The sequence below is a fragment of the Microbacterium trichothecenolyticum genome, assembly GCF_000956465.1.
In the GTDB taxonomy this organism is placed as follows: Bacteria; Actinomycetota; Actinomycetes; order Actinomycetales; family Microbacteriaceae; genus Microbacterium; species Microbacterium trichothecenolyticum.
In genome coordinates this window covers 1-21,213 of sequence record NZ_JYJA01000041.1, presented here as the reverse complement: position 1 = coordinate 21,213, position 21,213 = coordinate 1, and the positions used below count along the sequence as shown (strand labels likewise).

20 protein-coding genes are annotated in these 21,213 nt (G+C 70.6%); 8 read left to right on the top strand and 12 right to left on the bottom strand.

Annotation, left to right across the window (positions count from 1 at the left end):
- Window positions 1–18 precede the first annotated feature (18 nt).
- Genes RS82_RS18765 through RS82_RS18755 form a run of 3 tightly spaced genes read right to left on the bottom strand, consistent with a single transcriptional unit; the run spans window position 19 to window position 4,867 of the window.
- Window positions 19–1,179 carry an acyl-CoA dehydrogenase family protein gene (locus tag RS82_RS18765; RefSeq protein ID WP_045302343.1) on the bottom strand — a complete coding sequence of 387 codons (1,161 nt, stop codon included), beginning with the start codon at window positions 1,177–1,179 and terminating at the stop codon, window positions 19–21.
- Between the two features lie 16 nt (window positions 1,180–1,195).
- Window positions 1,196–3,208: an acetyl/propionyl/methylcrotonyl-CoA carboxylase subunit alpha gene (locus tag RS82_RS18760; RefSeq protein WP_045302341.1), complete on the bottom strand. Its 2,013-nt coding sequence runs from the start codon at window positions 3,206–3,208 to the stop codon at window positions 1,196–1,198.
- A 54-nt stretch (window positions 3,209–3,262) separates the two neighbouring features.
- A complete protein-coding gene (locus tag RS82_RS18755) occupies window positions 3,263–4,867 on the bottom strand; it encodes a carboxyl transferase domain-containing protein (RefSeq protein ID WP_045302339.1) in 1,605 nt (534 codons plus the stop codon).
- A 135-nt stretch (window positions 4,868–5,002) separates the two neighbouring features.
- Here RS82_RS18755 and RS82_RS18750 point away from each other — a divergent pair, with 135 nt between their 5' ends.
- On the top strand, window positions 5,003–5,599 hold the full coding sequence (locus RS82_RS18750; RefSeq protein ID WP_045302337.1) for an SACE_7040 family transcriptional regulator: 597 nt from the start codon (window positions 5,003–5,005) through the stop codon (window positions 5,597–5,599).
- Window positions 5,600–5,628: 29 nt separating this feature from the next.
- Window positions 5,629–7,446, top strand: coding sequence for an alkaline phosphatase family protein (locus tag RS82_RS18745; protein WP_084695773.1), 1,818 nt, complete (start codon window positions 5,629–5,631; stop codon window positions 7,444–7,446).
- Between the two features lie 39 nt (window positions 7,447–7,485).
- Here the strand turns inward: RS82_RS18745 and RS82_RS18740 are convergent, their stop codons facing one another.
- Genes RS82_RS18740 through pdhA form a run of 3 tightly spaced genes read right to left on the bottom strand, consistent with a single transcriptional unit; the run spans window position 7,486 to window position 11,089 of the window.
- The gene (locus tag RS82_RS18740; protein WP_045302334.1) at window positions 7,486–8,946 is read right to left on the bottom strand and encodes a dihydrolipoamide acetyltransferase family protein; all 1,461 of its coding nucleotides are present in this window, start codon (window positions 8,944–8,946) and stop codon (window positions 7,486–7,488) included.
- Window positions 8,943–9,956: an alpha-ketoacid dehydrogenase subunit beta gene (locus RS82_RS18735; RefSeq protein WP_045302869.1), complete on the bottom strand. Its 1,014-nt coding sequence runs from the start codon at window positions 9,954–9,956 to the stop codon at window positions 8,943–8,945. The genes RS82_RS18740 and RS82_RS18735 overlap by 4 nt, the downstream gene beginning before the upstream one ends.
- Before the next feature lie 2 nt (window positions 9,957–9,958).
- Entirely contained in the window at window positions 9,959–11,089 is a 1,131-nt protein-coding gene (gene pdhA, locus RS82_RS18730) for a pyruvate dehydrogenase (acetyl-transferring) E1 component subunit alpha (RefSeq protein ID WP_084695772.1), read from the bottom strand.
- Window positions 11,090–11,254: 165 nt separating this feature from the next.
- On the opposite strand from pdhA, the gene RS82_RS18725 reads away from it, so the two are divergent.
- On the top strand, window positions 11,255–11,728 hold the full coding sequence (locus tag RS82_RS18725) for an Lrp/AsnC family transcriptional regulator (RefSeq protein ID WP_045302332.1): 474 nt from the start codon (window positions 11,255–11,257) through the stop codon (window positions 11,726–11,728).
- On the opposite strand, the gene RS82_RS18720 is transcribed toward RS82_RS18725, so the two are convergent.
- Window positions 11,700–12,710, bottom strand: coding sequence for an EamA family transporter (locus tag RS82_RS18720; protein ID WP_045302330.1), 1,011 nt, complete (start codon window positions 12,708–12,710; stop codon window positions 11,700–11,702). The two genes, RS82_RS18725 and RS82_RS18720, sit on opposite strands and share 29 nt — an antisense overlap.
- A gap of 74 nt (window positions 12,711–12,784) precedes the next feature.
- Between RS82_RS18720 and RS82_RS18715 the strand changes: the two genes are divergently transcribed.
- Window positions 12,785–13,339 (top strand): CGNR zinc finger domain-containing protein, encoded by a 555-nt coding sequence (locus RS82_RS18715; protein WP_045302328.1) that lies wholly within the window; start codon window positions 12,785–12,787, stop codon window positions 13,337–13,339.
- Here RS82_RS18715 and RS82_RS18710 read toward each other — a convergent pair.
- Window positions 13,299–14,198: an alpha/beta fold hydrolase gene (locus tag RS82_RS18710; protein WP_045302326.1), complete on the bottom strand. Its 900-nt coding sequence runs from the start codon at window positions 14,196–14,198 to the stop codon at window positions 13,299–13,301. The genes RS82_RS18715 and RS82_RS18710 overlap by 41 nt on opposite strands.
- A gap of 87 nt (window positions 14,199–14,285) precedes the next feature.
- Between RS82_RS18710 and RS82_RS18705 the strand changes: the two genes are divergently transcribed.
- Window positions 14,286–15,017, top strand: a complete 732-nt coding sequence (locus tag RS82_RS18705) for an exonuclease domain-containing protein (RefSeq protein WP_052676954.1) — start codon at window positions 14,286–14,288, stop codon at window positions 15,015–15,017.
- Between the two features lie 68 nt (window positions 15,018–15,085).
- Here the strand turns inward: RS82_RS18705 and RS82_RS18700 are convergent, their stop codons facing one another.
- The 3 genes from RS82_RS18700 to glgA all read right to left on the bottom strand — a co-directional run bounded on the left by RS82_RS18700 (window position 15,086) and on the right by glgA (window position 17,451).
- A complete protein-coding gene (locus tag RS82_RS18700; protein ID WP_045302322.1) occupies window positions 15,086–15,340 on the bottom strand; it encodes a type B 50S ribosomal protein L31 in 255 nt (84 codons plus the stop codon).
- A 122-nt stretch (window positions 15,341–15,462) separates the two neighbouring features.
- On the bottom strand, window positions 15,463–16,248 hold the full coding sequence (locus tag RS82_RS18695; RefSeq protein ID WP_045302321.1) for an ABC transporter ATP-binding protein: 786 nt from the start codon (window positions 16,246–16,248) through the stop codon (window positions 15,463–15,465).
- A 9-nt stretch (window positions 16,249–16,257) separates the two neighbouring features.
- The gene (glgA, locus tag RS82_RS18690; protein WP_045302319.1) at window positions 16,258–17,451 is read right to left on the bottom strand and encodes a glycogen synthase; all 1,194 of its coding nucleotides are present in this window, start codon (window positions 17,449–17,451) and stop codon (window positions 16,258–16,260) included.
- A gap of 48 nt (window positions 17,452–17,499) precedes the next feature.
- Here glgA and RS82_RS18685 point away from each other — a divergent pair, with 48 nt between their 5' ends.
- The 3 genes from RS82_RS18685 to RS82_RS18675 all read left to right on the top strand — a co-directional run bounded on the left by RS82_RS18685 (window position 17,500) and on the right by RS82_RS18675 (window position 20,198).
- The gene (locus tag RS82_RS18685) at window positions 17,500–18,744 is read left to right on the top strand and encodes a glucose-1-phosphate adenylyltransferase (protein WP_045302317.1); all 1,245 of its coding nucleotides are present in this window, start codon (window positions 17,500–17,502) and stop codon (window positions 18,742–18,744) included.
- Between the two features lie 42 nt (window positions 18,745–18,786).
- Window positions 18,787–19,428, top strand: coding sequence for a phosphoserine phosphatase SerB (gene serB / locus RS82_RS18680; protein ID WP_045302316.1), 642 nt, complete (start codon window positions 18,787–18,789; stop codon window positions 19,426–19,428).
- Window positions 19,429–19,490: 62 nt separating this feature from the next.
- A complete protein-coding gene (locus tag RS82_RS18675; RefSeq protein ID WP_045302314.1) occupies window positions 19,491–20,198 on the top strand; it encodes an alpha/beta fold hydrolase in 708 nt (235 codons plus the stop codon).
- Window positions 20,199–20,283: 85 nt separating this feature from the next.
- Here the strand turns inward: RS82_RS18675 and fabG are convergent, their stop codons facing one another.
- Complete coding sequence (gene fabG / locus RS82_RS18670; RefSeq protein ID WP_045302312.1) at window positions 20,284–20,994, bottom strand: 3-oxoacyl-ACP reductase FabG; 711 nt, start codon at window positions 20,992–20,994, stop codon at window positions 20,284–20,286.
- Between the last annotated feature and the right edge of the window lie 219 nt (window positions 20,995–21,213).

The following is a 21,213-nucleotide window of genomic DNA, read 5'->3' as shown; positions in this document are numbered from 1 at the left end:
ACCTCTGTCACGCTACCCTCACGCCACGCCGAGTGCCCGCGCGATCACCAGGAGCTGCACCTCGTTCGTGCCCTCGCCGATCTCGAGGATCTTGGAGTCACGGTAGTGCCGCGCGACCGGGTACTCGTTCATGAAGCCGTTGCCGCCGAAGATCTGGGTCGCGTCGCGGGCGTTGTCCATGGCGGCGTCGCTCGCGGTGAGCTTCGCCATGGCCGCCTGCGTCTTGAAGGGCTTGCCCGCATCCCGCAGTCGCGCCGCGTGGTGCCACGCGAGCCGCGCGACATGCACGCGCTGCTGCATGCGGGCGAGGAGGAACTGGATCCCCTGCCGCGTCGAGAGCGCGTCGCCGAACACGGTCCGCTTCCTGGCGTAGTCGACGGCCGCGTCGAGGCATCCCTCCGCCGCGCCGGTGGCGAGCGCGGCGATCGCGATGCGTCCCTCGTCGAGGATGTGGAGGAAGTTCGCGAAGCCGCGCCCCTCGGTGCCGAGCAGGTTCGCCGCGGGAACGCGCACGTCCTGGAAGGTGAGCGGGTGCGTGTCGGACGCGCGCCAGCCGACCTTGTCGTAACCGGGTTCGACGGTGAACCCGGGCGTGCCGTGGGGCACGACGATGGTCGAGATCTCCTTGCGGCCGTCGGTCTCGCCCGTCACCGCCGTGACCGTGACGAACCGCGTGATGTCGGTGCCCGAATTGGTGATGAACTGCTTAGAGCCGTTGATGACCCACTCGTCGCCGTCTCGGCGCGCGGTGGTGCGGGTGGCGCCGGCATCCGAGCCCGCCTCCGGCTCGGTGAGGCCGAACGCGGCGAGCGCGCGGCCGGCCAGCAGGTCGGGCAGGAGGTCCTGCTTCTGCTCCTCGGTGCCGAACCGGAAGACCGGCATGGCCCCGAGGCTCACACCCGCCTCGAGCGTGATCGCGAGCGACTGATCGACGCGGCCGAGCGCCTCGATCGCGAGGCACAGTGCGAAGTAGTCGCCGCCCTGACCGCCGTACTCCTCGGGGAACGGCAGGCCGAACAGCCCCAGCTCCCCCATCTGCGCGACGACGTCCATCGGCAGGGTGTGCGTGCGGTCGGCCTCGTACGAGACGGGCGCGACGACCTCGTCGGCGAACTGCCGCACCAGCGCGGCGAGCTCGCGCTCGTCCTCGCTGAGGTCGTAGGTGTCGTAGCTGTCCATTGCTGCTCCTCGGGTGTCAGGAGGTCGGCGCGGACGCCTCGTGGGCGTCCGCGGTGGAGTCGTCGGGAGAATCGGATGCCGCAGCCGCGTCGACCAGCGCGACGTGCGCGAGCACCTGGTCGCGTCGCACCTGTTCGCCGACCGCGACGTCGACGCGCACGACCCCGTCGTGCGGGGCGAGGACGGGGTGCTCCATCTTCATCGCCTCGATCGTGACGATGCGGTCGCCGGTGGCGACCGTCGCGCCGTCGGTCACATGCACGGCGACGACCGCACCCGGCATGGGGGCGCGCAGTTGCGGATCGGATGCCGCGGCCGCACGCTCGCGGGCCGCCAGGCGTCGATGCATGGCGGCGCGGCGGCCGAGCGGGCGGAGACGGTGCGTCACGCCGTCGGCATGCACCCAGACCCATCCGTCGGCGTCACGGGCGTCGATCGCACCGCCGGACGCGCCCGGCGCAGGTGGGACAGCCACCGCGATCACGTCGCCCTCCGCGGTCTCCACCGAGACCGCGCGGGCGGGCGGAGTCCCACCCGAGCGCCAGCCCGATCCCGCGCGCCACAGCGCGCTCGCCCGCCGCTCTGCTCCGGGGTGTTCCGGACCCGTGGGATCGAGGGCGGCGGCTGCGACATCCAGCGCTGCCGCGATCGGCGCGCCCGCCGTGTACGGCGGCATCCGGTCGATGAGTCCGGTGTCCATGTCGCCCGTCTGGACGCCGTCCTCGGCGAGCAGGGCGCGGAGGAAGCCGATGTTGGTGTCGAGCCCGAGCACGACCGTCTCGGCGAGCGCGCCGTCGAGACGCGCGAGCGCCTCCGCTCGGTCGGCGCCATGTGCGATGACCTTCGCGATCATCGGGTCGTAGTCCGCCGTCACGGCGCTCGCGCTCTCGACCGCCGAATCGGTGCGGACACCCTCGGCGGGCCGCCACACCAGCACCTCGCCGGTGGCGGGGAGGAAGCCGCGCTCCGGCGTCTCCGCGTACACACGGGCCTCGATCGCGTGGCCGTCGAGGCGCACGTCGTCCTGCGCGAGCGCGAGCGGCTCCCCCGCGGCGATCCGCAGCTGCTGCTCGACCAGGTCGAAGCCGGTCACGAGCTCGGTGACGGGGTGCTCGACCTGGAGGCGCGTGTTCATCTCGATGAAGAAGAACTCGTCGGGCTGGGAGGCTGCGACGAGGAATTCGACCGTGCCGGCACCCCGGTAGTCCACGGATGCCGCGGCCGCGCAGGCCGCCGCGCCCAGGCGCGCGCGGGTGTCGGCGTCGACTGCCGGCGACGGCGCCTCCTCGATGACCTTCTGGTGGCGGCGCTGCAGCGTGCACTCGCGCTCGCCGAGGTGGACGACGCTCCCGTGCGCGTCGGCCAGCACCTGCACCTCGATGTGGCGCGGGCGCTCGATGAGGCGTTCGAGCAGGAGGGTGTCGTCGCCGAACGCGGCTGCGGCGACCCGGCGAGCAGTCGCGAGGGCGTCGGGCAGCTCTGCGGCCGAGCGCACCACCTGCATGCCCTTGCCGCCGCCGCCGGCCGACGGCTTCACCAGGAGGGGGAAGCCGGCACGCTCGGCGGACGCCGCGATCTCAGCATCCGTCATTCCCGCCGCGCTGAAGCCGGGGACCGTCGGCACGCCGTGCGACGCGACGTGCTCCTTCGCGCGGATCTTGTCGCCCATCACCTCGAGCGCGCGCTCGCCGGGACCGATGAAGACGACGCCTGCCTCGGCGCACGCGCGGGCGAACGCGACGTTCTCCGACAGGAAGCCGTAGCCGGGGTGCACCGCCTGCGCGCCGCTCTCAACGGCCGCGGCGACCACGGCGTCGATGTCGAGGTAGGACTGCGCGGCGGCAGCGGGCCCGATGCGAACGGCGTCGTCGGCCTCGCGCACATGGGGCGCGCCGGCGTCGGCATCGCTGTAGACGGCGATCGAACGGATGCCGAGACGCCGAAGCGTGCGGATCACCCGGCGGGCGATCTCGCCGCGGTTGGCGACGAGGACGGTGTCGAACCCTTCTACGGGCTCAGGCAGGGGCATTTCGTCTCGCTTCGCTCGCTCGATGACCGGGGGCATGGTTCGCACTTCTCCCTCTCACATCCGGAAGACGCCGAAGCGCGGTTCAGGCAGCGGCGTGCGCGAGACGACATCGAGCGCCAGGCCCAGGAGGTCCCGGGTGTCGAGCGGGTCGACGACACCGTCGTCCCACAGCCGGGCGGTCGCATAGTACGGGTCGCCCTGCTCCTCGTACCTGGCGCGGATCGGGGCTTCGAACTGCGCCTGGTCCGTCGTGGACCACTCCTCGCCGCGCGCCTCCAGCTGGTCTCGCTTGACGGTCGAGAGCACGGAGGCGGCCTGGTTGCCGCCCATGACCGAGATGCGACTCGCCGGCCACGTCCACAGGAATCGCGGCGAGTAGGCGCGCCCGCACATCGAGTAGTTGCCGGCGCCGAACGAGCCGCCGATGACGACCGTGAGCTTCGGCACCCGCGTGGTCGCGACGGCCGTGACCATCTTGGCCCCGTCCTTCGCGATGCCGCCCGCCTCAGCGTCGCGCCCCACCATGAAGCCCGAGATGTTCTGCAGGAACAGCAGCGGCACCCCCCGCTGATCGCACAGCTCGATGAAGTGGGCGCCCTTCTGGGCGGACTCGCCGAACAGCACGCCGTTGTTGGCGACGATCCCGACAGGGTGCCCGTGGATGCGCGCGAACCCGGTGACGAGCGTGTCGCCGTACTCGCGCTTGAACTCGTGCAGCTCACTGCCGTCGACGAGCCGCGCGATCACCTCGCGGACGTCGTAGGGCTGGTTCACGTCGACCGGCACGACTCCGTACAGATCGGATGCCGGGGCCACGGGTTCGACCGCCGGGATGACGTCCCATGCGGGCTCAGCCGGCGCCGGCAGGGTCGCGACGATGTCGCGCACGATCTCGAGCGCGTGCTCGTCGTCCTCGGCGAGGTGGTCGACGACGCCGGAGCGGCGGGCGTGCAGCTCTCCCCCGCCGAGCTCCTCGGCGGTGACGATCTCGCCGATCGCGGCCTTCACCAGGGGCGGACCGCCGAGGAAGATCGTGCCCTGGCCGCGCACGATGACCGTCTCATCGCTCATCGCGGGCACGTAGGCACCGCCGGCGGTGCAGGAGCCCAGCACCGCGGCGATCTGCGGGATGCCCGCGGCCGACAGCCGGGCCTGGTTGAAGAAGATGCGGCCGAAGTGGTCGCGGTCGGGGAAGACCTCGTCCTGCATCGGCAGGAACGCTCCCCCCGAATCGACGAGGTACACGCACGGCAGGCGGTTCTCGAGCGCGATCTCCTGCGCCCGCAGGTGCTTCTTGACGGTCATCGGGTAGTACGTTCCGCCCTTGACCGTCGCATCGTTGCACACCACCATCACGTGCCTGCCGTGCACGAGCCCGATCCCCGCGATCACGCCGGCGGCAGGGGCGTCGCCGTCGTAGAGTCCCTCCGCGGCGAGCGGCGCGACCTCGATGAACGGGCTCCCCTCGTCGAGCAGGCGGGTGACCCGGTCCCGCGGCAGCAGCTTGCCGCGCGCGACATGCCGCTCGCGCGACGCTGCAGGTCCGCCGACGGATGCTGCGGCCAGCCGCTCGCGCAGCTTCTCGGCCAGGTCCCGCTGGGCGTCGCGCGTGCGCGCGAAGTTCTCGTCGTGCACTGCGGCCGTGCTCAGCACGCTCATCCGGATCTCCCGCGCATCTTCCTCGACGTCACGATCGGATCACGTCCGTTGTCGGGACGCGATCGGATTGGTTAGTGTTCACTAACTGAGGTTCAGGTTAGCGAGCCTTAACTGGATTTACAAGCGGAGCAGCAGATGACGAACGGTGTCACCGATCGCGATCGCGCGAAGGCCGACCGCCACGCGGCGATCCTCCACGAGGCGGCCGCCCTCTTCGCCGAACGCGGCTTCAGCGGCGTCAGCCTCGAAGACATCGGCGGAGCGGTCGGGGTGAGCGGCCCCGCCCTCTACCGCCACTTCGCGAACAAGCAGGCCCTGCTGGGCGCCATCCTCGTCGAGGTGAGCGAGCGGCTGCTGGCAGGCGGGCGCACCGTGATCTCGGCTCATCACGAGGCGACCGACCAGCTGGACGCGATCATCGCGTTCCACGTCGAGTTCGCCCTGCGCGATGCGGACGTCATCCGGGTACAGGACCGCGATCTCGCGAGCCTCAGCGACGACGACCGCCACACCGTGCGGCGTCTGCAGCGGGAGTATGTGGAGGTGTGGATCGGCATCCTCTCGACCGTCCACCCGGAGCGTGACGAGGACGACCTCCGCGTGCGCGCGCACGCCTGCTTCGGCCTCATCAACTCGACGCCCCACACCGTGCGGGCGTCGCGGTCGCGCCCCGGCGAGCGCGATGTGCGCGGCATCCTTCGCACGATGGCCCGCGCCTCCCTGACCGCCTGAGGTCGGCGAGGGCCTAGTCTGGACGGACCATGACGGGGCATGGACGGCACGACGACGCCGGGGCGGGGCACGTCGACGGCACCGAGACGTCCGCTGATCCCCGTGCGCCCGGCCAGGGCGACGCGAGCTCGCGTCGGGATTTCCTGAAGCTCGGCGGTGTCGCCGCCGCGGGCCTGGTCGTGGGCGGCGCGGTCGGTGCCGCGGCCGGTGCCTCCCTCGGTCACACGATCGGGTATCGCGAGGGGTCGGTCGATTTCGGCGCCGTGCCGCCGCGATCCGAGCCCGGCTTCGACCACGTCGTCGTGCTGATGGGTGAGAACCGGTCGTTCGACAACCTCCTGGGATGGCTCTACACGCCCGAGAACCTTCCCGAAGGCGCCACCTTCGATGGGCTGGCGTTCGGCGACTACGCCAACACCGCCCCCTCCGGCGAGCGCGTCGCCGTCCACGCGTATTCGGGGCCCACGGACGACGTGATGGCGCGGCCCGACCCGGATCCCGGCGAGGAGTTCCCGCATGTCAACACGCAGCTGTTCGGCGTCGTCGACCCGCTGGACAACGCCGCGCGCCAGGTGGGCGACATGGCCGCGCCGTTCAATGCGCCACCGTCCGGCACTGCGCCGACGATGGAGGGCTTCCTCCACGATTACTGGAACAACCTGACACGGCTGAGACATGGCAAGGAGCCCACGATCGAGGAAGCGTCGCACATCATGGGCGGCTTCTCCCCCGAGCAGCTTCCGGTGCTGTCGACGCTCGCGAAGGGTTTCGCGGTCTTCGACGCGTGGTTCGCGGCCGTGCCGTCGCAGACGTACTGCAACCGCTCGTTCTTCCATGCGTCGACATCGCACGGCTTCGTCACGAACAAGCACGGCGGGGGCTACGACAAGTGGCTCGACGCGGCGCCGATGCCCACGATCTTCAACCGGCTCGAGGACGCGGGGATCCCGTGGAAGGTGTATTTCGACGAGATGCAGTTGGTCTCTCTCACCGGCATCCTGCACGCGCCGGTGCTGGAGAAGTACTGGCGAACGGGCCGATTCGGGCACATGTCGGAGTTCTTCGACGACGCGAAGGCGGGCAGGCTCCCCGCGTACGCGTTCATCGAGCCGCGGCTGGTGTACAACCACAACGACTTCCACCCGCCCTTCGGCGCGCTCCGCGAGAGCGACGTCGACGGCTCCGCGGTGGTGGACTCGGCCGTGTCGGACGTGCGCGCGGGCGAGAAGCTGGTGGCCGACGTGTACGACGCGATCAAGCAGAGCGCGACACCGGGCGGATCGAACGCGATGAACACGCTGCTGCTCATCACGTTCGACGAGCACGGGGGGACGTACGATCACGTGCCCCCGCCGTCGGCGACCCCGCCTGTCGCCGACGACGACCCGGGCGAGATGGGGTTCGCGTTCGACCGTCTCGGGGTGCGCGTGCCGGCGATCGCGGTGTCGGCCTACACGCGGGCCGGCACGATCGTGCACGACGAGATGCATCACGCGGCGGTGGTCGCCACGCTGGCCCGACTGCACGGGCTGCGTCCGCTGACGAGGCGCGACGCTGAGGCGCGCGACCTGTTCTCGATCGTGAACCTCGACACTCCCCGCGACCCGGCGAGCTGGCCGGTGGTGCACCCGATGTACGTGCCTCCCAACCCCGCCGAGGATCAGCCGGCCGACCTCAGGGACGGGCCCCACAGGCACAAGCCCCTCAGCCCGCCGGGACGCGGCCTGCTGGGGCTGCTGCAGGCGCGGTACGCCGCGGCCGATTCCGCGGAGCCGGAGACATACGCCGAGGCGTACGACGTGCTGCAGAAGCACGGCCTCGGACTCTTCTACCCGAAGGAGGACTGACCGGCCGGCCCCCAAGGTGCCGGCCGGCCAGCGGCCTCGTCAGCGCATCAGCATCGCGCGCCCGGGCTCCCGGAGGATGTCCGCGACGTCCACCAGGAAGCCCGATCCCTGCTCGCCGTCGACCAGCCGGTGATCGAACGACAGGGCGAGCGTCATGACGTCGCGCAGCGCGATCTCTCCGCGATGCTCCCAGGGCTGACGCCGCACCGCGCCGAGGGCGAGGATGCCCGCCTCCCCGGGGTTGATGATCGGCGTTCCGGCGTCCACGCCGAACACGCCGACGTTCGTGATCGAGAACGTGCCGCCCATCATGTCGGCCGGCGACGACTTGCCCGCACGTGCGGTCTCCGCGAGCCCGCGGATCGCGTCGGCCAGTTCGACCAGCGTCAGCTCCTGCGCATCGCGGATGTTCGGCACCACGAGCCCGCGCCCGGTCGCCGCGGCGATCCCGAGGTTCACGTAGTGGTGCTCGACGATCTCCCCCGCCTCGTCGTCCCACTTCGAGTTGAGGCCGGGGTGGCGGCCCAGCGCGAGGCACACGGCCTTCGCGGCCACGGCCATGATCCCGATCCGGTGCTCCTGCAGGTCGCGGTCGCCCTTCAGTGAGGCGATGAGCTCGCTCGTCGCCGTCACGTCGACCGTCAGGAACGTCGTGACGTGCGGCGCAGTGAAGGCGCTGCGCACCATGGCGTCCGCGGTCATGCGCCGCACCCCGCGGATCGGCGTGCGCGTCGTGCGCTCTCCCGCTGGGGCCGGCAGGGGCATCTCGAAGGTCTCGACGGGCTCGGCCGCAGCCGGCGCGGTCGCCGTGGCGCCCACGCGCGTCGCATACGCCTCGACGTCGGCGCGCGTGATGACCCCGGACGCACCGCTCGCCTCGACGAGCGCGAGGTCGATGCCCAGCTGCTTCGCGAACTGCCGCACGGGCGGTGTCGAGCGCGGGCGCTCCACGGGGCGCTCCACGACGTCTGCGAACTGGATCGCGTCGTGCGGAGCCGCCTCGAGGACGGCGGTGTCGGATGCTGCGGCCACCGAGCCCGCGACACGCGTGCGGCGCTGCGGGCGCCCGGCCCCCTGGGGCGTGGCGCCGTAGCCCACCAGGTTGGGCTCGGATTTCGCCGCCACGGCAGACGCGCTCGCCGCAACCTCCGGGGCGGAGGCCTGGGACTCCGCGGCGGGCGCCGGCGGTGCAGCTGGGCCCACGCGCCCGGAGGCTCCGGGCGACGCGCCCGCGACGCCTGGAGGGGGCGTGGGGACCGTTCCGCCGAGGTCGAAGGAGATCAGCACCGAGCCGACCGCGACGACATCGCCCGCTTCGGCGTGCAAGGCCGTGATGGTGCCGGCGTACGGGGACGGCAGCTCGACGACGGCCTTCGCGGTCTCGACCTCGGCGATGGTCTGGTTGAGAGTGACCGTGTCGCCGACGGCGACCAGCCACTGCACGAGCTCGGCTTCGGGGAGTCCCTCACCGAGGTCGGGGAGCCTGAAGTCCTGCGTCATGAGTCGAGCACCCCCGAGAGGCTGTTCGGCCGGTCCATGACGCGATCTACGGCGTCGAGGATCCGGTCGAGGTCCGGCAGGTGGTGCTTCTCGAGCTTCGCGGGCGGGTACGGGATGTCGTGCCCGGTGACGCGCTGCGGCGCCGCCTCGAGGTAGTTGAAACAGCGCTCGGTGACGCTGGCGACCAGCTCGGCGCCGACGCCCGCCTCGCGGGCGGCCTCGTGGGTGACCACGACGCGCCCGGTCTTGCGGACGGAGGCGGTGACCGTGCGGTAGTCCACCGGCGAGATCGAGCGCAGATCGATGACCTCGATCGAGACGCCGTCGTCCTCAGCGGCGGTCGCGGCGTCCAGGGCCGTGAGCACCTGCGAGCCGTAGGTCAGCAGCGTCACGTCGCTGCCTTCGCGCGCCACACGGGCGAGGCCCATCGGCGGAGCGTCCGCGAGCTGGACGTCGAGGTCGACCTCTCCCTTGGTGTGGTACAGCCTCTTCGGCTCGAAGTAGACCACCGGGTCGTCGGACGCGATCGCCTGTCGCAGCATGACGTAGGCGTCCTGCGGGTTCGACACCGCGATCACACGCAGGCCCGACGTGTGCACGAAGTACGCCTCGGGCGACTCCGAGTGGTGCTCCGCGGCGCCGACGCCACCCGCCCACGGGATGCGGATCGTGATCGGCATCTTCACGTTGCCGCGCGTGCGGTAGTGCAGCTTGGCGACCTGGCACACGATCTGATCGAACGCCGGGTACACGAAGCCGTCGAACTGGATCTCGACGACGGGCCGGTAGCCGCGGAACGCGAGCCCGACGGCGGTGCCCATGATGCCGGCCTCGGCGAGCGGCGTGTCGACCACGCGCTGCGCCCCGAACTGGTCGAGGAGGCCGTCGGTGATGCGGAAGACGCCGCCGAGCTTTCCGATGTCCTCGCCCATGACGAGAACCTTCTCGTCGTCCGCCATCGAGCGACGGAGTCCCTCGTTGATGGCCTTCGCCATCGTCAACTGCGTCACCGTCACACCCCCTCGGCTGCCGGGGCGAACCCGTCGAGGTACGCACTGAACCGCTCGCGCTGCTCAGCGAGGCCCGAGTGGGGCTCCGCGTAGACGTTGTCGAGCACTGTCAGCGGGTCGCGGGTCTTCGCGGTCATCGCCGCCTCGCGCACCGCCGCGGCGAGAGCATCGGCGTCGGCCTCGACGCTCGCCACGAACGCCTCGTCGAACTCGCCGCGCGAGCGCAGCAGTGCCTCGACGCGCGCGATCGGGTCGCGGCGGCGCCACTTCTCGACCTCCTCCTTGTCGCGGTACCGCGTCGGGTCGTCCGACGTGGTGTGCGGGCCCATGCGGTAGGTGACCGCCTCGATGAACGCGGGGCCGTTGCCGCGGCGCGCGTTGTCGAGCGCCCAGCGCATCGCAGCGAAGCACGCCAGCACGTCGTTGCCGTCGACGCGCATGCTGGGGATGCCGAAGCCCGGCGCACGCCCGGCGATCGGGAACTTCGCCTGCACAGTGACGGGCTCCGAGATCGCCCACTGGTTGTTGGTGCACACGAACACCACAGGCGCACGGAAGGAGGAGGCGAACACCATCGCCTCGTTGACGTCGCCCTGGCTCGACGCGCCGTCGCCGAAGTAGGCGACCGACACCTGGTCTGTGCCGTCGCGCTGCACGCCCATCGCGTAGCCGACCGCGTGCAGCGCCTGCGCGCCGATGATGATCTGCTGCGTGGCGGTGTTGATGTCGTAGGGGTTGTAGGTCGAGTGCTCCTCGCCGCGCCAGGCGAGCACGAAGTCCGCGGGCTTGCCGCCACGGGCGTAGACGACGCCGGTCTCGCGGTAGCTCGGGAAGGCGAAGTCATCGGCGCGGAGGGCGCGGGCGGTGCCGATCTGGGTCGCCTCCTGGCCCTGGCACGGCGGCCACAGGCCCAGCTGACCCTGCCGCTGCAGAGCGACGCCTTCGGTGTCGATGCGCCGCAGGAGAACCATGTCGCGGTAGAGGCCGCGCAGAGTCGCGGCGTCGACGTCGGCCACCCAGCGATCGAGCTCGGGGTCGGCGATGCGCTCGCCGTCGGGGGTCAGCAGGCGCGCGACATCCTCGATGTCGGTGGCGAGATCCGCTGTGGGTGTCAGGGTGTGCGTCATCGTCATCACTCCTCGTTGCGGGCCCCCTCGTGAGGAGCCGCTTCGCGTGCGCCGGCCACTTCGCCGGCTGCTTCAACGGTACGTCCGCATCGCACCTCGCTCAAGCATTCGAGGACTTCTTGAGCATGTTGACAACTCAAGCCCACCAAAGGCGTGCTAACGTTTCGCACTATGAGTGCCCTCGATCACGTCGACCTGGAGCTGCTGGCAGCGCTCTCCGCCGACCCGCGCGCGACCGTCGTCGCACTCGCCGAACGGCTCGGCCTCTCGCGCAACACCGTCCAGGCGCGCATGTCGCGACTGGAGAAGGCGGGGGTCTTCCTGTCGTACGAGCGAGCCATCTCGTCCGCCTCGCTCGGGTTCCCGATCGAGGCGTTCATCAGCGTCATCGTGCGGCAGGCCGATCTGCCCCGCATCGCCGTCGAACTCGCCCGCGTCCCGGAGGTCGTGCAGGCGCACGGGCTGTCCGGTCAGGTGGATCTGCTGGTGCGGGTCGCGTGCCGCGACACCCAGCACCTCTTCGACACCGACGCCCGCATCCTCGCGATCGAGGGCGTGGAGCGCACAGAGACGTCCCTCGTGATGGGCGAGGTCATCGCCCACCGCGTGACGCCCCTCATGGAGCTGGCACGACGGGAGTCGTAGCCGCCGGCCCTTTCGGGTTTCCGGTCGAGGAGGCGTCGGCGCGCACGAGAACCACGCCGACGAGGATCAGCGCCCCGCCGATGAACTGGATGGGCGCGGGCACCTCGGCGAGGAAGATCCACGCGAACATGAGGGCGAACAGCACCTCCGAGAGCCCGACGAAGGACGCGACCCGCGAGCCGATGCGCGGGACCGCCATCACGCCCAGCGCGTAGCCCAGCGTCGTCGCGATCGCCGCGACCCAGCCGAGCGGTATCCACCACGGCACCGCCACGCCCGCGAGGACCACGTCGACCGGCGGCGCCTGGAAGGGCATGATGCCGGCGAGGCACAGCGCACCCATGACGACCGCACCGGTCAGCAGGCCGCTCGCGGCCAGCGCGAGCGGCGGCAGGTCGTCGCCGGCCCGCTCCGAGATCACGAAATAGGCGCACACGCACACCGCTGCAGCGAGGGCGAGCAGCGTCCCGATCAGGTCGAAGGAGGCGCCCGAGATGTCGACGACGAGCACCAGACCGACCATCGCGACCGCGGAGCCCCACAGCACGAGCGCCGACGGCGCTGTGCGCGTGCGCACCCACACCGCGACGACCAGCATGACCGGGGCGAGGTACTGGATCAGCAGCGCCACGGCGACCGGCATCCGCTGCATCGCCGAGAAGAAGAAGAGCTGACATCCGAGCACCGGCATCAGGCCGAAGCCGACGATGAGCCGCCAGTGCCGCTTGAGGAAACCCCGCTGCCGCATGATCGCCAGGAACAGCGCCGGCGAGAGCACGAGGCCCGCGACTCCCATGCGAACCAGCAGCGCCGCGCCCAGCGACCAGCCGGCCTCGAGCAGGGGCTTCACGAAGGGGCCGCTCGAGGAGAACGCCAGTGCCGAGGCGACGCCCATCACGAGCCCGCTGGTGCGCATCCGCGCCTTCGTGCGCAAGGACGCGCTCGGGGCGATGACGGGAAGGGACGCGGTCGAGACGGTCATGGGCGACATCCGGCTGTCAGGGGTGAAGTGTGCTTACACTGGTGACAGTAGCGAACGGCATGTCAGGAGTCAACATGGTTTTCATCCGTGACACGGAGCTGAGCCTCCGCGCGGCCGCCCACCTGGTCAACACGTTGCCCGGCTACGACGACGAGGACACGCTCACCACTCTCGAAGCGTTCGACGAGTACCTGATGGTGAACCCCTACACGGGGCTCATCCGGCGCGATGGGCAGGAGCTCGCTGCGATCCGTGCTATCCGCCCGCGTCTGCGGCAGCTGTGGGAGGTCGACCGCGACGGCGCCGTCCCGCTCGTCAACGAGATGCTCGCGGACGGCAGCGCACTGCCCCGCCTCGTGCGCCATGACGGCTTCGACTGGCACGTGCACGCCACCAGCGACGAGGCGCCACTGGCGACCCGCATCCTCGTCGAGGCGGCGATGGCCTTCGTCGACGTCATCCGCTCCGACGAGTACGACCGCGTGCGCATCTGCTCCGCGGACGACTGCGACTCCGTCTACATCGACTACTCGAAGAACGGCTCCAAGCGCTACTGCGACACCGGAAACTGCGGCAACCGCATGAACGTCAACGCGTACCGGCGTCGGAAGGCGCGAGAAACCGCGTGATCGCGTCGCCGGCGGCCGCCGGCGTCTCGTAGTGGATCAGGTGCCCGACGTCGGGGATCTCCACCAGCTCGCCGTGCGGGAACATCGCCCTGAGCTTGCGCTCGGCCTCGATGGGCGTGATGTCGTCCCTCACCGCGGCGACCAGCAGCGTCGGCTGCGCGATGCGCGGCGCGAACGCGCGCACGTCGTTCGACACCGACGCGACGAAGGCGTCACGCAGCACGTCGCGGTCGGCGAAGCGTGAGAAGTACGTGTCGTGCTGATCATGCACGAATCGACGGATGCCGGAGTCCTTGGTCTTCGCCATCGAGACGCTCATCACCCGCACGATGAGCCCGTTGCGCAGCAGGGCCTCGCCGAGGCGCCTGGGCAGCTTCGCACCCGCCCAGTAGTAGAAGACCGCCAGTCTCGTGAGGATGCCTCGCGGTCCCTCCAGCGCCGGAGCGCCGATCGGGTTCACGAGGATCACACGCGACGTCTGGAGGCCGGCGGCCACCGCCGCCGCGACGACGATCGAGCCGAACGAGTGCCCGAGGATCACGGCGCCCGGTGCGACGGCCGTGGCGAACTCGCGGAGCCACTTCGCGTAGAGGTCGAGGTCGTGGGTGCGGCCGGGAACAGGCGCCGTCTCGCCGAAGCCGGGGAGGTCGGGCGAGATCACCCGCACGCTCGGCAGGTGCGCGACGACGGGCTCGAGCCCGTGGTGCTCGCCACGGAAGCCGTGCACCGCGACGATGGTCGTCTCCGCGTCCGCGGGCCCGTACACCCAGTACGCGGTGGTGCCGCCGAGCACCGCGACCTCGTGCCGCTCGACGGGGATCTCGTCGAGGAGCGGGGCGTACGGGTTCGGCGCGGTCACCCGTCGAGTCTACGAGGACTCCCCCGGTCCAGGCTGTGCGCGGAGCGCCTGCAACGGATGTCGGAGGCGACGCATACCGTGAACGGCATGAGCCGCCCGCATCCCGAACAGCTGCCGCTGTGGGATGTGCCGGACTGGGTGCGCATGGTCGGGGTGTTCGACCTGGAGACCACCGGCATCGACGTCACCGGCGACCGCATCGTGACGGCCCACGTGGGTCTGCTGGACGCCTCGGGCCGCGTCATCCGTGCCCGCGACTGGCTGGCCGATCCCGGCGTCGAGATCCCCGAGGGCGCGAGCGCGATCCACGGCATCTCCACGGCGCACGCACGCGCCAACGGCCGACCGGCCGCCGAGGTGGTCGCGGAGGTGGTCGCCGCCGTACGCGCCCTGCTCGATGCCGGCATCCCCGTCGTCGCGTACAACGCTCCGTTCGACTTCTCGCTGCTGAAGTACGAGTCGCTGCGGCACGGCGTCGCACCGATCGAGGATCCGTCTCCCGTGATCGATCCTCTCGTGGTCGACAAGGCGTACGACCGGTGGCGCAAAGGCAAGCGCACGCTGGAGGTCGTCGCGGCGCACTACGCCGTGAGGCTGGACTCCGCGCACGAGGCATCGGCGGACGCGGTCGCTGCGGGCCGCGTCGCGCAGGCGCTCGCGGAGCGATTCGCCCCGTGGCTGCCCGACACCGTTCACGAGCTGCACACCCGCCAGATCGGCTGGGCCCGCGCCCAGGCGGAGAGCCTGACCGAGTACTTCATCCGCATCGGGAGGATCGATCCCGACGACCGACTCGACGGTCGCTGGCCGATCCGCTGACAGGCGTCGCCCACCCGGCCGGGAAACGCAGAAGACCCCGCCGAAGCGGGGCCTTCCGGGGTGACTGCTTACTTGGAGCCGCCGAAGTTCTTGAAGCGCTGGTTGAACTTCTCGACACGACCGGCCGAGTCCATGATGCGCTGCTTGCCCGTGTAGAACGGGTGCGAGGCGGACGAGATCTCGACATCGATGACGGGGTACTCGACACCGTCGAGCTCGATCGTCTTGTCGCTGGTCACCGTCGAACGGGTGAGGAAGGTCTCGCCCGAGCCGAGGTCACGGAACACGACGGCCTGGTAGTCCGGGTGGAGGTCAGTCTTCATGATGGTCCTTTGAGGATGGTGCCCTGGATTTTGCCAGGGCGGTCAAAGTCTGGAGTGCGAATGCACCAAAGAGAGATTCTACCAGTCTCCGAGGCGGACGCCGAACCGGCCGCTCTCGGGGCTCAGTGGGCGGCGCGTGCCGCGTAGCGGCCGCCCTCTTCGCTGAGGCGGATCGGCACGCCGAACGTGTCGGTGAGCGCCTCGGCGGTGAGTGTCTCGCGAATCGGACCGGATGCCACGGCCTGGCCGTCGCGCAGCAGCAGCACGTGCGTGAAGCCGATGGGGATCTCCTCGACGTGGTGGGTGACCATGACCATCGCCGGCGTGGTCGGCGCCTGCGCGTAGCCGCCCAGCAGGATGAGCAGCTCTTCGCGCGCGCCGAGGTCGAGGCTGGCGGTCGGCTCGTCCAGGAGGAGCAGCTCGGGGTCGGTCATGACGGCACGGGCGATCTGCACGCGCTTCTGCTCGCCGTCGCTGAGGGTGCCGAACGTGCGGTCGGCCAGGTGGTCGAGCTTCCATTCCGCGAGCACGCGGAGCGCCCGGCGCTCGTCGATGTCCTCGTAGTCCTCGCGCCAGCGGCCGAGCACGGAGTACGCCGCCGTCAGGACGACGTTGAGAACGGTCTCCTCCGGCGGCACCCGACGCGCCATCGCGGAGGAAGCGAACCCGATCCGGGGCCGCAGTTCGAAGACGTCGGTGCGGCCGAGACGCTCGCCGAGGATGGTCACGACGCCCGAGGTGGGATGCAGCAGCGTGTCGGCCATCTGGAGCACGGTGGTCTTGCCGGCACCGTTCGGCCCGAGGACCACCCAGCGCTCGTCGTCGTTGATGGTCCAGTCCAGGTGATCGACGATGTTCCGGGCGTTTCGGCGGACGACGACGTCGGAGAACTCGAGCACCTGGGGCATGCTGACAGCCTATCGGCCGCCGGAGACCACCTCCGCGTACAGCGCGGCCGTCTGGTCGGCGATGCGCCGCCAGCTGAAGTCCTCGGTCGCGCGCCTGCGCCCGGCGGCCCCGTACTCTCGCGCGCGCTCCGGATCGCTCACGACCTCGGTGAGCACGCGGGCGAGATCCGACACGTACTGCTCGGGGTCGGTCGGGGTTCCGGTGCCGTCCTGCACCTGCTCGATGGGTACGAGGCGACCGGTGACACCGTCCAGCACGACCTCGGGGATGCCGCCGGTCGCCGTCCCGACGACGGCGGCGCCGCAGGCCATCGCCTCCAGGTTCACGATGCCGAGCGGCTCATAGACCGACGGGCAGACGAAGGTGGTCGCGGCGCTCAGGATCGTGCACAGCTCGTGGCGCGACAGCATCCGATCCAGCCACACGACGCCCTCGCGGGTCTCCTGCAGCCCGCGGACAAGCCCCTCGACCTCCGCCATGATCTGCGGGGTGTCGGGTGCGCCGGCGGCCAGGATGACCTGCACGTCGGCCGGCAGGCGCTCGGCGGCGCGGAGGAAGTACGGCAGGCCCTTCTGCCGCGTGATGCGGCCGACGAAGACGACGGACGGCTTCGCCGGGTCGATCCCGAGCTCCGCGAGCAGCGCGGGGTCCTCGACGGGATGCCACGCCTCGACGTCGATGCCGTTGTAGATCACGCGCACGCGGTCGGGATCCAGCACCGGGTAGCTGCGCAGGATGTCCTCCCGCATGCCGTTGCTCACCGCGACGATCGCCGCCGCGCTCTCGTACGCGGACTTCTCGATCCAGCTCGAGACGGCATACCCGCCGCCGAGCTGCTCGGCCTTCCAGGGGCGCAGCGGCTCGAGACTGTGGGCGGTGACGATGTGCGGGATGCCGTGCAGCAGCGACGCGAGGTGCCCGGCGAAGTTCGCGTACCAGGTGTGACTGTGCACGACGTCGGCGCCTGCGACATCCGTCACGATCTCGAGATCCGTGCCGAGCGTCTGCACCGCGGCGTTGGCGGCGGAGAGCTCCGAAGGCACGCCGTACGACGTGGTGCCCTCCTCGTCGCGGGCGGCTCCGAACGCGCGCACCCGGACGTCGATGCTCGAGCGGAGCGCCTTGACGAGCTCCGTCACGTGCACACCGGCGCCGCCGTAGATCTCCGGCGGGTACTCCTTGGTGACGATGTCGACTCGCATGTGTCGAACGCTAGTACACGGGCCGGAACGCGTCATAGTGTGGGTCGCATGCCAGCTGCACCCAAGGTCTTCGGAATCATCCTCGCCGGCGGCGAAGGGAAGCGGCTGATGCCGTTGACCGCGGACCGCGCCAAGCCGGCCGTCCCGTTCGGAGGGCAGTACCGGCTCATCGACTTCGCGATCTCGAATCTGATCAACTCGGGCCTGAGACAGATCGTGGTGCTGACGCAGTACAAGTCCCACAGCCTCGACCGCCACATCTCGCAGACGTGGCGGATGTCGGCCCTCCTGGACTCCTACGTGACCTCGGTGCCCGCGCAGCAGCGTCTGGGCAAGCGCTGGTTCTCGGGATCGGCGGACGCCATCCTGCAGAGCCTCAACCTCATCAACGACGAGCAGCCCGACATCGTGGTCGTGATCGGCGCCGACCACGTCTACCGCATGGACTTCCGGCAGATGCTCGCCGCGCACATCGAATCGGGCGCGCGGGCCACGGTCGCCGGCATCCGGCAGCCGATCTCGCTGGCGAACCAGTTCGGCGTGATCGACGTCGAGTCCGAGGACCCGATGCGCATCCGCGAGTTCCTCGAGAAGCCCCAGAACGCGGTCGGCCTGGCCGACGCTCCCCATCAGGTGCTCGCGTCGATGGGCAACTACATCTTCGACACGGACGCGCTCATCGAGGCCGTCGAGTCCGACGGGGAGCTTCCGACGTCGAACCACGACATGGGCGGCGACATCATCCCCTACTTCGTGGGCCGCGGCGAGGCCGGCGTCTACGACATGAACCGCAACGATGTGCCGGGGTCGACCGATCGCGACCGCTACTACTGGCGCGACGTGGGAACCATCGACTCGTTCTTCGACGCGCACCGCGACCTCATCTCGACGCTGCCGGTGTTCAACCTGTACAACATGGATTGGCCGATCCACTCCCAGTCGGTCAACTCCCCGCCCGCGAAGTTCGTGCGCGACTCGGTCGGCCGCATCGGCAACGCGATCGACTCCATCGTGTCGCTCGGGTCGGTGCTGTCGGGCACGCACCTCGAGCGCAGCGTGGTCGGCCCGTGGACGCTCGCCGGCGGTGGCTCGACGATCACCGACTCGGTGCTCTTCGACCACGTGCAGGTGGGCGCCGGGGCACGCGTGCACCGGGCGATCCTCGACAAGAACGTGGTCCTCGACGACGGCGCCACCGTCGGCGTCGACCGCGAGAAGGACCTCGCGCGCGGCTTCACGATCACCGACAGCGGCATCACCGTCGTCGGCAAGGGGTTCCGCGTCGAGCGCTGACACACGGCGGGAAGCGGCATCCGGTCCCGCTAGCGTGGGAGCATGCCTGTCGCCCCCGCCCGCTTCCTCGTCGTGCTCGACGCCGACTCCACGCTCATCCGCAACGAGGTCATCGAGCTGATCGCCGACGAGGCAGGGCGCGGCGCGGAGGTCGCGGCGGCGACGGAGGCCGCGATGCGGGGCGAGGTGGATTTCGCGTCCAGCCTGCGCTCCCGTGTCGAGGCCCTCGAGGGGGTGCCGGTGGCGGCGTTCGCGCGCGTGCTCGCGCGCATCGAGCCGACGCCCGGCGTCCGCGAGCTGATCGCAGCCGTGCATGAGCGCGGCGGTGCCGTGGGTGTGGTGTCGGGCGGATTCCACGAGATCCTCGACACGGTCGCCCCCAACCTCGGTGTGGACGTGTGGCGCGCCAACCGCCTCGCGACCCGCGACGGCGTGCTGAGCGGCACCGTCGACGGCGCGATCGTGGATGCTGCGGGCAAGGCCGCCGCCCTCCGCGAATGGGCCGACGAGAACGGCGTGCCCCTCACCCGCACACTCGCGATCGGCGACGGCGCGAACGATCTCGAGATGATGGCGGTCGCCGGGCTCGGCGTCGCCTTCAACGCGAAGCCCGCGGTGCGCGAACGCGCCGACCTCGTCGTCGGTCCGGTCGACCTCGCGGAGGTCATCCCGCTGCTGCCGTAGGCGCATTTCGCGACCCCCACCCGGGCTGTTCCGATGTCGGGCGCCGTCGGTAGCGTCGGAGCATGCACATCATCCTCGTTCCCGGGCTGTGGCTCGACGCGTCGTCGTGGGGCGACGTCGACCCCGCCCTCGAAGCCGCCGGCCACCGCACGCACGCACTCACCATGCCGGGGGTCGGCGCCTCCGCCACGGAGTCGGCGGGCATCGGCATCGCCGACTGGATCGCCGCGACCGTGGCGCAGATCGATCGCCTGGACGGGCCGGTCGTGCTCGTCGGCCATTCCGGCGGCGGCAACGTCGTCTACGGCGCCGTCGATGCGCGGCCCGACCGGGTCGCCCGGGTCGTGTTCCTCGACACGTTCCCGCCGGGCGACGGCGGCTCCATCTCCGAGTTCCCCGTCGTCGACGGTGTGATCCCGTTCCCAGGCTGGGACTTCTTCGACGAGGCCGACATCGTCGACCTCGATCCCCAGACGCGGACGGAGGCCGCGGCGCGCGCGAAGTCGGTGCCCGAGCGGGTCCCCACCGATCCGATCCGGCTCACCGACGAGCGACGGCGCGCCGTTGCGGCGACGATGATCACCGGAACCGTTCCGGAGGCGCAGATCCGCGAGATCATCGCGGCGGCACCGCCCTGGGCGGCCGAGCTGGCCGCTCTGGAGCACCTCGACATCATCGAGCTCGGTGCCCCCGAAGACCCGGCGGGCCATTGGCCGCAGTTCTCGCGGCCCGGCGCGGTCGCCGAGGCGATCCTGCAGGCGATCTCCTGAGAACGCCGACGGGCTCAGCGGCCGGTCGCGGTCGCTGAGCCCGCCTAAGCACGCCGAGCCCGCCCAAGCACGCAGCGGTGGGCGGTCAGTGCCCCATGCCGAGTCCGCCGTCGACCGGAATAACGGCGCCGGAGATATAGGCCGCGTCATCCGACGCGATCCACGTCACGACGCCGGCCACCTCGTCGGGGGACGCGAAGCGCCCCGCGGGGATGCTCTTCTTGTACTCGGCCTGCGTGTCGTCAGAGAGCTCGGCCGTCATGTCGGTCTCGATGAAGCCGGGTGCCACGACGTTCGCCGTGATGCCGCGGGCTCCCAGCTCGCGGGTGAGCGAGCGCGCGAAACCGACGAGCGCGCTCTTCGATGCGGCGTAGTTGATCTGACCGGCCGAGCCGTACAGCCCGACGACGCTCGAGATCAGCACGACGCGACCCCAGCGGGCGCGCAGCATCCCCTTGGAGGCGCGCTTGACGACGCGGAACGCGCCGCCGAGGTTGGTCGAGACGACACTGTCGAAGTCGTCCTCGGTCATGCGCAGCAGGAGGGTGTCCTTCGTGATGCCGGCGTTCGCGATGACGATCTCGACCGGGCCCAGCGTGTTCTCGACCTCGGTGAATGCGGCGTCGACGGCTGCGGCATCCGTCACATCCGCTCGCACGGTGAGGGTGCCCTCGGGACCCTCTCCGGAGCGCGCGGTGACGGCGACCTTGTAGCCCTCGGCGACGAAGCGCTCCGCGATGGCGCGGCCGATGCCGCGGTTTCCGCCGGTGACGAGGACGACGCGATCGGTGGACATGGTGGCACTCCCGGGGTTGTGGCGGATCCGCACCAGCCTACCGGCGGCGCCCCGATCGACCGGCGTGTTTGACACCCCCGCTGCGGCGCTGGGACTCTGGTCCCAGACATCGAAGAAAGGCCGCCCCGTGAGCGACAACATCCCGCAGGACCCCGCACCCGAGCCGGGCTCGTACCCGCCGGTTCCGCCCGCTCCGGCAGCGGACCAGCCCACCCAGCC